10 protein-coding genes are annotated in these 13,117 nt (G+C 73.7%); 3 read left to right on the top strand and 7 right to left on the bottom strand.

Annotated features, from left to right (window positions below; translation table 11 throughout):
- Positions 1-6 precede the first annotated feature (6 nt).
- Complete coding sequence (locus ACIP67_RS07835; protein ID WP_401688956.1) at positions 7-1,272, bottom strand: glycoside hydrolase family 26 protein; 1,266 nt, start codon at positions 1,270-1,272, stop codon at positions 7-9.
- 134 nt (positions 1,273-1,406) lie between these two features.
- Between ACIP67_RS07835 and ACIP67_RS07830 the strand changes: the two genes are divergently transcribed.
- Positions 1,407-2,798, top strand: a complete 1,392-nt coding sequence (locus ACIP67_RS07830; RefSeq protein WP_401688953.1) for an ATP-grasp domain-containing protein — start codon at positions 1,407-1,409, stop codon at positions 2,796-2,798.
- Between the two features lie 58 nt (positions 2,799-2,856).
- Here ACIP67_RS07830 and ACIP67_RS07825 read toward each other — a convergent pair whose 3' ends face one another.
- Both ACIP67_RS07825 and ACIP67_RS07820 read right to left on the bottom strand, forming a co-directional pair.
- Entirely contained in the window at positions 2,857-3,729 is an 873-nt protein-coding gene (locus ACIP67_RS07825; RefSeq protein WP_401688950.1) for a chaplin family protein, read from the bottom strand.
- Positions 3,730-3,904: 175 nt separating this feature from the next.
- A complete protein-coding gene (locus ACIP67_RS07820; protein ID WP_401688947.1) occupies positions 3,905-4,315 on the bottom strand; it encodes a rodlin in 411 nt (136 codons plus the stop codon).
- Between the two features lie 225 nt (positions 4,316-4,540).
- Between ACIP67_RS07820 and ACIP67_RS07815 the strand changes: the two genes are divergently transcribed.
- Complete coding sequence (locus ACIP67_RS07815; RefSeq protein ID WP_401688944.1) at positions 4,541-4,951, top strand: rodlin; 411 nt, start codon at positions 4,541-4,543, stop codon at positions 4,949-4,951.
- A 309-nt stretch (positions 4,952-5,260) separates the two neighbouring features.
- Positions 5,261-5,668 carry a rodlin gene (locus ACIP67_RS07810; RefSeq protein ID WP_401688941.1) on the top strand — a complete coding sequence of 136 codons (408 nt, stop codon included), beginning with the start codon at positions 5,261-5,263 and terminating at the stop codon, positions 5,666-5,668.
- A 63-nt stretch (positions 5,669-5,731) separates the two neighbouring features.
- On the opposite strand, the gene ACIP67_RS07805 is transcribed toward ACIP67_RS07810, so the two are convergent.
- From ACIP67_RS07805 to ACIP67_RS07790, 4 genes are all read right to left on the bottom strand, one after another.
- Positions 5,732-7,654, bottom strand: a complete 1,923-nt coding sequence (locus tag ACIP67_RS07805; protein ID WP_401688938.1) for an AMP-dependent synthetase/ligase — start codon at positions 7,652-7,654, stop codon at positions 5,732-5,734.
- A 191-nt stretch (positions 7,655-7,845) separates the two neighbouring features.
- Positions 7,846-8,709, bottom strand: coding sequence for an ABC transporter permease (locus ACIP67_RS07800; protein ID WP_401688935.1), 864 nt, complete (start codon positions 8,707-8,709; stop codon positions 7,846-7,848).
- Complete coding sequence (locus tag ACIP67_RS07795; RefSeq protein WP_401688932.1) at positions 8,706-11,351, bottom strand: alpha/beta fold hydrolase; 2,646 nt, start codon at positions 11,349-11,351, stop codon at positions 8,706-8,708. Before ACIP67_RS07795 ends, ACIP67_RS07800 begins: the two co-directional genes overlap by 4 nt.
- A 129-nt stretch (positions 11,352-11,480) precedes the next feature.
- Positions 11,481-12,878 (bottom strand): APC family permease, encoded by a 1,398-nt coding sequence (locus ACIP67_RS07790; RefSeq protein ID WP_401688929.1) that lies wholly within the window; start codon positions 12,876-12,878, stop codon positions 11,481-11,483.
- Between the last annotated feature and the right edge of the window lie 239 nt (positions 12,879-13,117).

The raw sequence follows: 13,117 nt of genomic DNA, 5'->3' as shown, positions 1-13,117 counted from the left end.
GGCCGGTCAGCGGACGCGCGGCCACCGGTCGGGGCGGACGCAGGGCCGGCCGCCGATCCAGTGCTCGATCCAGCCGCCGAGGCCCAGCGGCGAACAGCTCCCCGGGGGCTGCGGTGCCGTCGGCCCGGCCGGCCCGTCGGTGCGGCCGTAGAGCACCGAGCGGTAGACCCGCGACGCCTCGGGGTTGCGCGTGCACTGCCACACACCGTGCGGGCAGTAGTCGGTCAGCGTGTTGTACAGCGGCCGGTGCCGGTCCATCCAGTCGAGCATCCGCCGCATGTACACGGGGTTGTCACCGTTGCGGAACAGTCCCCACTCGGGGTACGAGAGGGCTTTGCCGTGGCTCTTCGCGAAGTCGACGTGGAACCGGAGCCCGTACGGTTCCGTCACCTGCTCGTCGAACGAGCGGCCGGCCGGCTGGTCGTAGGAGTCCATGCCGACGATGTCGACCGTGTCGTCCCCCGGGTAGCACCGGGTCCACGGGATGGCGTCCCGCCCGCGGCTCGGCGTGAAGTCGAACCGGAACCGCTGCCCCGGCACGGCCCGCATGGCGGTGACGATCCGCCGCCAGTACGCCGTCCACGCCTCGGGGTCCGGTCCGCAGCGATGGGTGTACGTGACGCCGTTCATCTCCCAGCCGAGCACGATCACCGTGTCCGGCACCCGCAGCGCGACCAGCCGCTCGGCCAGCGCGCGGAAGTGGTGGTCGAACCGTCCGGCCGCGCCCTGGCGCAGCAGCGCGCGCACCTCGGCGTCCGGCAGCCCCTCCTCGTTGCGCTCCAGCATGGGGACGTTGAGGACGAGCATCCGGTCGCTCCGCTCGCGCCGCCAGTCGGCCCACACACCGAGGAACCCGGAGCGGCCCTCGATGTTGCTCCACCGGTCGCCCGGCAGGTAGGTGTGGCCGACCCGCAGGTCGGCGCCGCCCAGCCACTGGCTGAGCAGCGCCATCCGGGCCACGCCCCGGGCGCCGTAGTCGAGGTAGGCGCCGAAGGCGGGACCGGGATCGGCGGGACGCGTGACGGCGGCGGGCGCGGGCAGTCCCCCGGCGGCCGGCACGGCCGGCACGGCCGGCAGCGGAACGGCAGGTCCGGCGGTCCGCGCCGCCCCCGTGCCCACGCCCACGCCCGCCCCCGTGCCCACGCCCACGCCCGCGCCCGCGCCCGCGCCCGCGGCGCATCCGGAACCGGCCGCGAGCGCCGCCGACACCGCGGCGGCCGCCGCCACGACGACCGGCCGCCGCGACCGGACGCGTCGTCGCTGTGGGGTCATGCCTGCTCCTTCCTCCACGCGTGGCCGACACACAGTCATATGAGAGTCACACGCGAAGGAAGCACGCCACCGCCGTTACGGCTTTCGAGTGCCCTGATCGTCCGCACCGGTGAACCGAACCGAAGGAAGAGCCCGTGTCGCTGCTCGACACCCGCGTCCCCGCCGTACTGCTGCGGATCGACCGGAACCCCTTTCACCACGGAACGCTGGGGGCCGTGCGCTCGCTCGGCAGAGCCGGGGTCGACGTCCACGTCGTCGCCGATGTGACGGGCAGTCCCCTCCGCAGGTCCCGTTTCGCGCGCCGGCTGCATCCTCCGCCGCCGCCCGGCGCCTCCCCCGCCGACATCGCCGCCGTACTGCTGGGGGTGGCCTCCCGCATCGAGCGGCCCGCCGTGCTGATCGCGATGGACGACGCGGGCGCGGTCGCGGTGAGCCGGCTGCGCGCGGAGCTGGCGCCCGCCTACCTGCTGCCGCAGCAGCCCGGCACGCTGCCCGAGCGGGTCGCCGACAAGGCGGAACTGGCCGGGCTGTGCGCGGCGGCGGACCTGCCGCACCCGGACACGGTGGTCCCGGAGAGCGCCGCGCAGGCCGCCTCCGCCGCCCGGCGGCTCGGCCTGCCGGTGGTGGCGAAGTGGAGCAGGCCCTGGCTGCTCCCGGCCGGTTCGGGGCTGCGCAGCACCGTCGTGGTGCGTTCCCCCCAGGAGGCGCGCGACCTGTACGCGCGCTCCGCGGAGGCCGGCAGCCGGCTGCTGCTCCAGGAGTTCCTGCCGCCCGGCCCCGACCGCGACTGGTTCTTCCACGGGTACGCCGACCGCTCGGGGCGGGTGCGCGGCGGCGGTCCCGGGCGCAAGCTGTGCTCCTGGCCGCGCGGAGCGGGTCTGACGGCGGTGGGCGAGTGGACCGCGAACCCCCAGGTGCAGGCACAGTCCGAGCGGCTCGCCGCCGCACTGGACTACCGCGGCATCTTCGACCTCGACTTCCGCCGGTGCGGTGCGAGCGGCCGCTACCACCTGCTCGACTTCAACCCGCGCCCCGGCGCCCAGTTCCGTCTCTTCGCCGACACCGCCGGACTGGACGTCGTACGCGCCCAGCACCTGGACCTGACGCACCGTCCGCTGCCGGAGGGGGCGCCGCGGCCGGGGCGGTCGTTCGTGGTGGAGAACTACGCGCTGCCGGCCGCCCTGCGTCCGGCGCCGCACGGCCGCGAACTCGCCTGGTACGCCGGTGACGACACCGCTCCCGGCCTGGCGATGTGGGGCCTGTGGACCGCCCATGTCACCCGCCGCCTGCTGGGCCGCCTGCGCCGGCCCGGCCCCGCCGGCACCCCCGCCGGCGCTTCCGTCGGCACCCCCGCCGCAGCCGCCCGGTCCGTCCGCCGGACGGCACCGCCCCCGCCGTCCGTGACCGGCCTGTCCGCCGCACCGGGCGCACCGGACCCGACCGACCCGAGCGACGACCAGGACCAGGACCAGGACCAGGACCAGGCTCTGACGCACGGCCCTCTCCCGCCGCCCCCTTCCGCCTGACGGGGTGTGCGGGTGAGGCATACGGGTGCCGGGCGCGGGGCGTCCGGCACCCGTGCGTTCACCGACGCGTCGCGATCCTGCCCCGCCGGTACAGGACCGCGCCCGCGGCGACCAGCGCGACACTGGCCCCCGAGGCGGCCCACAGACCCTCGCTGCCGGTGTGGGGCAGCTGGGGCGGCTCGCCCCCGGTGCGGGGCGGGGTGGTGTGACCGCCGTCGCCCGGAGGCGGGGTCGTGTGGCTCCCGTCCCCCGGAGGCGGGGTCGTGTGACCGCCGTCGCCCGGCGGGGGAGGCGTGTGATCGCCGTCGCCCGGCGGCGGGGTCGTGTGGCTCCCGTCTCCCGGAGGCGGGGTCGTGTGACCGCCGTCGCCCGGCGGGGGAGGCGTGTGATCGCCGTCACCGGGAGGCGGGGTCGTGTGGCCCCCATCGCCCGGAGGGGGAGGCGTGTGGCCCCCGTCCCCCGGAGGCGGCGTGTGATCCCCGCCCCCCGGGGGCGGTGTGGATCCGTACCCCGAGTCGTCGTCCCCGTAGCCGGAGTCGCCATAGCCATAGCCGTCGGAGTCGTCGCCGTAGCCGTAGCCGTGGGAGTCGCCGTAGCCGTAGCCGTCGGGGTCGTCGTGGCCGTAGCCGTCGGGGTCGTCGTGGCCGTGGGGTGCGCCGGGCCTGGCGCGGTCCCCGTCCGCGTCGGAGGCGGTGGCGCAGACGTTGCCGAAGGCCGGGTTCAGCGCGGCGACGACGTCGACCGAGTTGCCGCAGGCGTTCACCGGGACGGTCACCGGGACCTGGATGTCATTGCCCGAGGCGACGCCGGGCGAGTTCCTCGCGGCCCCGTCCGCGTGTGTGTCGGCGAGTGCGGAACCGCCGCCGCACAGGGACAGGATGCTCGTCGCGGCGGCAGCCGCGACCACTCCCTTGCTCAGGGTCTGTCGCAATCTCGTGGTCTTCCTGCTTGAAGAAGTGGGAAAGGCCGGCCTCGGGACGCGGAACGGTGGTCCAAGGCCGGCCAGGGGCCCGGCCGTGCGGCCGGGAGGGGCACGCCGTCAGATGAACGCGTGTCGCCGGTGACAGGGAGGAGAAGGCCGCCGGACGGGCCGGGAGCCGCGGGCGTCAGCCGTTGCCCGTGCCGTTGCCCGCCAGGACGGAGATGTCGTCCAGGATGTGCGACAGCGGCTCGTCGCCCTTGGCCTGGGTGCTGTTCTCGACGCACTGCTGGTTCTGCGGGGCCGACAGGATCGGGATGTCCTGGACGCCGATGTTGATGAGCCCGACGAGGGACTGGGCGTTGACCTTGGCCGGCAGGCCGACGCACGGCTTGTTCAGCGAACCCTGCACCAGCGAGAGCTGCGGGCTCATGTCGCCGAACGTGGCCGAGTTGCCGAACGCCTGGGAGGCGCCGTTGCCGCTGGCGGACGTCGTTTTGCTGTCGTCCCCGATGGCAAGCGCCTCAGGGGCGGCCGCCGCCGACGCACCGACGGCGGAAACGGCGACCGCCGCCACGGCCATTGCCTTCTTCAGCATGTCGCTTTCCTTTCCCCGTCCCGGCTCCGACACCGGGACCACGTGCCTGCCACGGCTCAACCCGGCACTCCGGGAATGGTTGCGGCGCTTCACCCGATAGGAGCCGCGCTTTCCCCGCCGCCCGCGCCCACTGGGCCATCGGAGTGAACGGGGGGAACCAAACACGGTGGGGGGAGTTGACCAGGGCGCTCCGGTGGACGGGGTTTCCTCAGAAGGGACTAGCAAGTGATCAAGAAGGTACTGGCCGGCGCCGCGGTCGCCGCCTCCGTCGTCGGCGTCTCCGCCGCCGCCGCTGTTCCGGCGGTCGCGATCGGCAACGACAGCGGCACCACGTCCGCCAGCGGCAACGGCGCCTCCCAGGCGTTCGGCAACTCGGCCACGTACGGGAACATGAGCCCGCAGATGGCGCTCATCCAGGGCTCCCTCAACAAGCCCTGCATCGGTCTGCCGGCCAAGGTCAACGCCCAGTCCCTCGTCGGGCTCCTCAACATCGGCGTCCAGGACGTCCCGATCCTGTCGGCCCCGCAGAACCAGCAGTGCGTCGAGAACAGCACCCAGGCCAAGGGCGACGAGCCGCTGTCGCACATCCTGGACGACATCTCGGCCCTGTCGGGCAACGGCGACGGCAACGGCTGAGCCAGGACGAGGTGAACGGGGTCGTTCCCCGATCCCTCGGAACGGCCCCCTCCCTGCGGCGGGCCGCCGGACCACCGGCGGCCCGCCGTTCCGTCGTGTGCCCGCACCACTGAACTGAAGAGAAACGTCTCTGCTCGCCGCGTCCGTCGACGGGACGAGGAGGGCGTGCGCGTACCGGCGAGGGGGCGTGCGGCGTCGGCCCGGTGCGCTGCGCCGATCGGGGTACGGTCCGCAACCCCCGCACGGCGCGGCCCGTTGACGGTCACGCAACTCCTCCTCCGGAGTGCGCTTTTCGAAGGGAACGAAAACATGAAGAAGCTGTGGGCCACCGCCGCCGTCGCCGCCTCCATGGCCGGTCTCGCGGTCGCGTCCGCGTCGCCGGCCCTGGCCATCGGTGACGACAGCGGCACCACGTCCGCCAGCGGCAACGGCGCCTCCCAGGCGTTCGGCAACTCGGCCACGTTCGGCGACATGAGCCCGCAGCTCTCGCTGGTGCAGGGTTCGCTGAACAAGCCGTGCGTCGGCCTGCCGGCCAAGGTCAACGCCCAGTCCCTCGTCGGGCTCATCAACATCGGCGTCCAGGACATCCCGATCCTGTCGGCCCCGCAGAACCAGCAGTGCGTCGAGAACAGCACCCAGGCCAAGGGCGACGAGCCGCTGTCGCACATCCTGGACGACATCTCCGTCCTGGCGGGCAACGGCACGGGCAACGGCTGATCCTCGGTCTGACGTACCGCCGCGGCGGGTCACCGGTTCCCCCGGTGGCCCGCCGTCGTGCTGTCACACGCCGTACAGCTCGTCGATCTCCGCGCGGTAGCGGGCCGCCACCGTGTGGCGCTTGACCTTCAGGGAGGGCGTGAGCAGGTCGTTGTCCTCGGTGAACTCGCCCTCGACGAGGGTGAAGGCGCGGATCGACTCGGCGCGGGATACGGCCTCGTTGGCGTAGTCGACCGCCTTCTGGACGTCGGCGCGCAGCAGGGGGTCGTGGATCACCTCGGCGAGCGGGGTGCCGGCGGGGCGTCCGCGTACGGCGAGCCAGTGGGCGACCGCGTCGGGGTCCAGGGTGATCAGGGCGGCGACGAAGGGGCGGTTGTCGCCGACGACCATGCACTGGCCGACCGGGGTGCGGCTGCGCAGCCGGTCCTCGAGGACGGCCGGGGAGACGTTCTTGCCGCCGGAGGTGACGATGAGGTCCTTCTTGCGGCCGGTGATGGTGAGGTAGCCGTCCTCGTCGAGGGAGCCGAGGTCGCCGGTGGCGAACCAGCCGTCGGTGAGGACGGCGTCCGTGGCGTCGGGGGCGTTCCAGTAGCCGCCGAAGACCACACCGCCGCGGATGAGGACCTCGCCGTCGTCGGCGATGCGGACGGATGTGCCGGGGACCGGGCGGCCGACCGTGCCCGGGCGGGGCCCCAGCGGGGGTACGACGGTGGCGGCGGCGGTGGTCTCGGTGAGGCCGTAGCCCTCGTAGACCATGATGCCGGCGGCGTAGAAGAAGAGGTTGAGGGAGCGGTCGAGGGGGGAGCCGCCGCTGATGGCGTAGCGCAGGCGGCCGCCGAGCTCCGTGCGGATGCGGCGGTAGACCAGCAGGTCGTACAGGGCCCACGCGGCCCGGAGGCCGGGGCCGGGGCCCTTGCCGGTGCCGAGGAAGCGCCGCAGGTGTGCCTCGGCGAAGCGGACGGCGACGCGTTCGGCACGGTCGAAGGAGGCGGCGCGGCCGATCTTCTCGGCGGTGGCGCGGCCCGTGTCGTGGATGCGCTCGAAGAGGTAGGGCACGCCGACGACGAAGGTGGGGCGGAACTCCCTGAGGGCGGGGCGGAGTTCGTCGGGCCTGACGCTCGGGAAGTGGCCGGTCTCGATGCGGGCCGTCAGACAGGCGATCTGGAGGGTGCGGCCGAGGATGTGGGCCAGGGGGAGGAAGAGGAGGGTGGAGGCGGTCTGGCCGGTGACCTCCTGGAAGACGGGGTGGAGGAGTTCGAGGGTGTTGGCGGCCTCGGCGTGCAGGTTGGCGTGGGTGAGGACGCAGCCCTTGGGGCGGCCGGTGGTGCCGGAGGTGTAGCAGAGGGTCGCGGGGGTGTCGGGGGTGAGGGCGGCGCGGCGTTTGGCGACCTCCTCGTCGGGGAGGTCGCGGCCGAGGGCGGTGAGGCCGGTGAGGGCGTCCGCGTCCAGTTCCCAGACGCGGGGCCGGCCGGGGTGGCCGGCCGTGGCCGTGGTGACCGTGGCGGTGTTGGCCGCGGTCTCGGTGACGACGAAGCGGGCGCCGGAGTCGCGGACGATCCACTCCACCTGGTGGGCGGCGGAGGTGGCGTAGACGGGGACGCTCTGGCCGCCGGCCGCCCAGATCGCGAAGTCCAGGACGGTCCACTCGTAGCGGGTGCGGGACATCACCGCGACGCGGCCGCCCGGTTCCAGGCCGGCGGCGATCAGTCCCTTGGCGACGGCGGTGACCTCGCGGGCGAAGGCGGCCGCCGTCACCGGCCGCCAGTCGCCGCCCGGGTCCCTGCGGCGCAGGACGACGGCGTCGGGGGCCTCGGCCGCGTTGGTGAAGGGCAGGTCGGCGGTGCTGCCGCCGGTGAGGAGCGGTACGAGGGGGGCGGTGCGGGCCTCCCGCACGGTGCCGGTCCCGTCCCTGACGAGGTCCACGTGGGTGCGGGCGGCCAGATCGGTACGGCGTGCGGCCCGTTTCAGGTCCTTGCGCATGCCCATGGCGGCTCCTGGGAGGAAGAGGGGGCTGGCAGGCGGTGGACGGCACCTTACTCACGAGTAAGAACTTGCACCAGGGGTGCCGCGGCAACACGGCGAAGCGCCGTGCCCGAGGCCGTCACGGACCGGGACGGTCCGGACGAGCGGGCACGGCGCGGGTGCGTCGGGGCCGTGGGGCGAGCCTCCTTCTTCCCCTACGACACCACGTCCTTGCGGGCGAACCCCCGGAAGGCCAGGGCGAACAGCACGAGCGCGTACGTCACCGACACCGAGACGCCCTGGATCATGTCGGTCCACTGGAGCGTCGGCTGGACGGCGTCGAGCCAGGCGTACTGCCAGTGCGAGGGCAGGAGTTCGCGCCAGTCGCCGAGGGCGGTGACCTCGTCGAGGACGTTGCCGACGATGGTCAGGCCCACCGCGCCGCCGACCGCGCCGAGCGGGGCGTCGGTGCGGGTGGAGAGCCAGAACGCCAGGGCGGCGGTGACCAGTTGGGACAGGAAGAGATACGCGACGGTGATCAGCAGGCGCTGGGCGGCGGTGCCCGCCGGCAGCAGACCGCCGGTGGGCAGTTGCAGCGGCCCCCAGCCGTACGCGGCCGTGCCGACGGCGAGGGCGACGACCGGCAGCAGCACCATCGCGGCCAGGCTGAGGCCGAGTCCGACGACGAGCTTGGACCACAGCAGGCGGGCGCGGGGCACGGGCGCGGCGAGGAGGTAGCGCAGGGAGGACCAGCCGGCCTCCGACGCCACGGTGTCGCCGCAGAACAGGGCCACCGGGATGACCAGCAGGAAGCCCGCGGAGGCGAAGAGGTTCACCGCGGCGAAGTTCGCGCCGGACAGCGTGGCGGTGTCCATCAGGTTCACCCGGTCGTTGCCCGCGCCGGGACCGCCGCCCACCTGGAAGGCGACGAGCAGCACGAACGGCAGGGCGAACAGGACGCCGCCCATGACCAGCGTGCGGCGCCGCTTCAGCTGCCGGACCAGCTCGACCCGGACGGGCAGCGTACGGCCGGCGCGGTAGCCGTCGGCGACCTCCGCGCGGTCGGTGAGCGTGCTCATGCGGAGTCTCCGATCAGGGTGAGGAAGGCGTCTTCGAGGCGGCGGTGCGGGCCGACCGACTCCACGGGGACCTCCAGGCGGACCAGGTCGGCGACCAGGCGGGCCGGGGTGCCGTCGGGGTCGAGGCGGACCAGCAGTCCGTCGTCGGCGCGGTCGGCCGAGGCCACGCCGGGCAGCGCGGCGACCTTCTCGACGACGGGATCGTCCACCGGCGCGGAGGTGCCGACGAGCAGGGTGTCGCCGGAGCCGACGATCTCCCGGACCGGGCCCGCCTGGACGAGCTGCCCGTGGTCCATCACCACGAGGTGGGTGCAGGACTGCTCGACCTCGGACAGCAGGTGGCTGGAGACGATCACCGTGCGGCCGGCCGCCGCGTAGCGGATCATCACCTCGCGCATCTCGCGGATCTGGGGCGGGTCGAGGCCGTTGGTCGGCTCGTCGAGGATGAGCAGGTCGGGCAGGCCGAGCATGGCCTGGGCGATGGCGAGGCGCTGGCGCATGCCCTGCGAGTAGGTGCGGACCGCGCGGGCGAGCGCGTCGCCGAGGCCCGCGATCTCCAGAGCCTCGTCCAGGTGGGCGTCCTGCGGCGGGCGGCCGGTGGCCCGCCAGTACAGCTCCAGGTTCTCCCGGCCGGACAGGTGCGGGAGGAAGCCCGCGCCCTCGACGAAGGCGCCGACGCGGGACAGCACCGGGGCGCCGGGCGCGATGGCGTGGCCGAAGACGCGGATCTCGCCGCCGTCCGGGGTGATCAGGCCCATCAGCATGCGCAGGGTCGTCGTCTTGCCCGCGCCGTTGGGGCCGAGCAGGCCGAGCACCTGGCCCTTCTCGACGCGGAAGGACAGGTCCTGGACCGCGTACCGGTCGGCGGACTTCGCGTACCGCTTGGTCAGGCCGGTGATCTGGAGCGGGACGTCGGCGAGGGCCGGGTCCGGGGCGGCGGGGGCCTTCGTGCGGCGGCGGGCGGTCAGCAGCAGCGCCGCGGCGAGGACGGCACCGGCGAGCGGGAGCCACCATACGCGGGCGGGCAGCGGGGCCGCCGCGTCCGTGCCGCTCAGGGCCGTCGGCACCGTCAGATCGCCCTTCACGGAGACCGTGTACGTCGCCGGGGCCGCCGGGGAGGCGTAGCCGAGGTCCGTGGAGGCGAGGACCAGGCGCAGCCGGTGGCCGTCCTCCACCTCGTGGTCGATGGCGGGCAGGGTGACCGTGACGTCCTTGCCGGTCTTGGAGCCCTCCACCCGGACGGGCTGGACCAGCTGGGACGGCAGCACCTGCTGGGCACCGCCGCCGGGGCCGACGTCGTACACCTTGGCGAAGAGGACGGCGTCGTCGGTCGTGGACGTCACGTGCACGGTGACCGTGGGCGAGCCGGTGATCCGCAGGTCCTCGCGGACGGGGGCGGTCTCGAAGGCCGCGTACTGGCCGGGGAAGTCGAGGGAGACGCCGACGCCGAGGCTCGACAGCTGGGAGAGGCCGGAGCCGCCGAGGCCGGGCAGGGCGGACACGGCGGGCGGGGTGGCGCCGGCCGGGTTGTCGACGCTCTGCTCGCGGCCGCTGAGGGCGAGGGAGCGGCCGGCGCTCTCCAGACCGGGGTAGGTGTCGGCGCTCGCTCCGCTGAGGCGGGTCTCGCCGTCGTTGGTGCCGGTACCGAGGGTGCGGGTGACACGGAAGGCCGGGCCGGTGTCGGCGGCCTCGTCCTCCTTGAGGTAGCGGTCGAACCAGGAGGTCACCCGGGCTCGCACCCGGTCGGTCTCCAGGTCTCCGCCGTCGTGGCCGCCCGCGATCCAGTCGACGTCGACGGGGGCGCCGCCCGCGCTGATCGCCTTCTCGGCGGCGTCGGACTGGGCGAGCGTGAAGAGGGAGTCGGTCTGCCCCTGGATCAGGAGGGTGGGGACGTCGATGCGGTCGGCGACGGCGGACGGCGAACGCGCCTGGAGTATCGCGCGGGCGGCGTCGTCGGGCGTGCCGGACTCGGCGACCCGCTGGTACATCGCGCACAGCGCGGGCTCGAAGTTCGCGCAGCCGCCCCCGGTGTTGAAGAAGATGCCGGCCCACAGCTTCTTGAAGACGCCGTCGGGGAACAGGGCGTCCGCGAGGTTCCAGTACGTGATGGACGGGGCGATGGCGTCGACCCGGTCGTCGTAGCCGGCGCCCAGCAGGGAGATCGCGCCGCCGTAGGAGGCGCCGGTCATGCCCACGCGCGGGTCGCCGGCCTTGTCGAGCTGCACCTCGGGGCGCTTCGCCAGCCAGTCGATCAGCTTCGAGACGTCGGCGACCTCGCCCTGCGGGTCGTTCAGCCCGATCTTCCCGGTGGACTTGCCGAAGCCGCGCGCCGACCAGGTCAGCACGGCGTATCCGGCGCGGGCCAGTTCCTCGGCCTGCTGCCGGACGTCGTCCTTGCTCCCGCCGAAGCCGTGCCCCAGCAGGACGGCGGGGCGGCGGCCGGTCCCGGACGTGAAGTACGAGGTGTCCAGGCGCACCCCGTCCACGGCCAGCACCCGGTCACTGCGCTTGACGGGCGGCGGGTCGTCTGAGGCGACGGCCGTCCATGTCCCGGCGCCCGCGAGGACGACGACGGCGGCCGCGGCGGCCACCAGCCGCCGCGGCCGCCGCAGTCCCCGCAGCCGGGGCAGTCGAAGATCCATGCTGCAACGGTACGGGGTGAAACTGTCGGGGAGATGTCGACCGGAGGCGGAACCGCCCGGCCTACCTCCGGCGTACGGCGGCCGGGTCGCGTACCGCGGACGCGGTACGCGACCCCGCCGCCGTACGTGTCAGGCCCGCGCGTCCTCCGGGATCGACACCAGCCAGCGGGTGTCGCGGCGGGGGCGGAGGTAGAGGGCCCAGTAGAGGGTGGCGACGGCGGTGATGCCGCCGGTCCACAGGAGGTAGGCGGTCTCCTGCTGGGTGAGGATGTAGGCGAGGACCACGATCAGCAGGGCCGGGACGACCGGCCAGAACGGCATGCGCCAGGCCGGGGTGTGGCGGTGGGCGCCGCGGCGGCCGAGCAGGGCGGCGATGGCGACGAGCAGGTACATGCCGGTCACGGAGACGCCCGTCACGCCGTACAGCGTGTCGAGGTCGACGAAGCACAGGGCCGCGCCGGGGACGCCGACGGCGAGGGTGGCGACCCAGGGGGAGCCGAAGCGGCCGAGCCGGGCGAAGGCGTCGTTGACCGGCTGGGGCCAGGCCTTGTCGCGGGCCGAGGCGAACAGGACGCGGGAGTTCTGGATGACCATGACGATGCCGGCGTTGATGATCGCGAGGGCCACGCAGAGGCTGACGAAGGTGCCGACGGCGGAGCTGGACCAGGCGGTGACCATGGAGCCGATGTCGCCGCCGGTCAGCTCGGCGAGGTCGGAGGCGCCCAGGGTGATCGCGGCGACCGGGACCAGGATGATCACGGTGGAGATGGCGAGGGTGGCGAGGACCGTGCGGGCGACGGTGCGGCGCGGGTGCTCCAGTTCCTCGGAGAGGTAGACGGCGGTGGAGAAGCCCTGGGTGACGAAGAGGGCGATGGCGAGACCGGAGACGACCAGCAGGGCGGTGACGGTGTCCGGCCGGCCGTCGGCACCGGCGACCTCCATCGACACCAGGCTGCCCGGACCGCGCTCGGCGTGGGCGAAGCCCAGCACCGCCACGACGGCCGCCGCGATGACCTCCAGGACCAGGAAGACACCGGTGATCCAGGCGTTGGCCCGCAGGTCGAGCAGGCCGGCGAGAGTGGCCAGCAGCATGACGCCGGCGCCGGCGAGCGACGGGTCGAGGTGGACGACCGGGGCCAGGTAGTCGGCCGTGCCCATGGCGATCACCGGCGGGACGATCATCACGACCAGGAGCGACAGGACGAAGACGAGCCAGCCCGCGAGCCGTCCGGCCATCGTCGACACCATGGCGTACTCGCCGCCCGCGCTGGGGATGAGGGTGCCCAGCTCCGAGTAGCAGAACGCCACCGCGATACAGAGGAGCGAGCCGATCGCGATCGTGAGGGCGGTCGCGGTGCCGAGCGAGCCGAACAGGTCGGGGACGACGACGAAGAGGGTGGAGGCGGGCGTCACGCACGAGAGGGTGAGGAGGGTGCCGCCGACGACACCGATGGAGCGCTTCAGCTTCTGGGGACTGTCCGGCGCCTGGGGAAGGGCGGTTTCGACAGGGCGGAGCGTGTCGGTCATGCGGCGGTTCCGATCGACTCGTGCGGCAGAGGTGGGGTCGGGAGCGCTATCGCCTCCGGCGGATCGCTGTACGTTCTCCTGGTCGCTCCCGGCGGTGCATCGAACCCCGACGAAAAGCAGCGCGTCAATAGGTGTTTGAGTACGGAATCCGTAGCCGCCAAGGGCCTGTAATGGCGTTTACGGCGGTTTCCCGCAAGCCGTTCGGCCGCCTTGGGAGGTGCGGGAACCGCAGGACGTGC

Origin of the sequence: Streptomyces sp. NPDC088812, from assembly GCF_044750285.1 — a bacterium.
Classification (GTDB): domain Bacteria; phylum Actinomycetota; class Actinomycetes; order Streptomycetales; family Streptomycetaceae; genus Streptomyces.
Note: the sequence above shows the minus strand (reverse complement) of the source record. Positions and strands in the feature narration are given on the sequence as shown.

Bases quoted from the DNA above. Each gene is read 5' to 3' on its own strand.
- ACIP67_RS07835 (WP_401688956.1), bottom strand. From the start codon at position 1,272: ATGACCCCACAGCGACGACGCGTCCGGTCGCGGCGGCCGGTCGTCGTG.
- ACIP67_RS07820 (WP_401688947.1), bottom strand. From the start codon at position 4,315: ATGCTGAAGAAGGCAATGGCCGTGGCGGCGGTCGCCGTTTCCGCCGTC.
- ACIP67_RS07810 (WP_401688941.1), top strand. From the start codon at position 5,261: ATGAAGAAGCTGTGGGCCACCGCCGCCGTCGCCGCCTCCATGGCCGGT.
- ACIP67_RS07805 (WP_401688938.1), bottom strand. From the start codon at position 7,654: ATGGGCATGCGCAAGGACCTGAAACGGGCCGCACGCCGTACCGATCTG.
- ACIP67_RS07800 (WP_401688935.1), bottom strand. From the start codon at position 8,709: ATGAGCACGCTCACCGACCGCGCGGAGGTCGCCGACGGCTACCGCGCC.
- ACIP67_RS07795 (WP_401688932.1), bottom strand. From the start codon at position 11,351: ATGGATCTTCGACTGCCCCGGCTGCGGGGACTGCGGCGGCCGCGGCGG.
- ACIP67_RS07790 (WP_401688929.1), bottom strand. From the start codon at position 12,878: ATGACCGACACGCTCCGCCCTGTCGAAACCGCCCTTCCCCAGGCGCCG.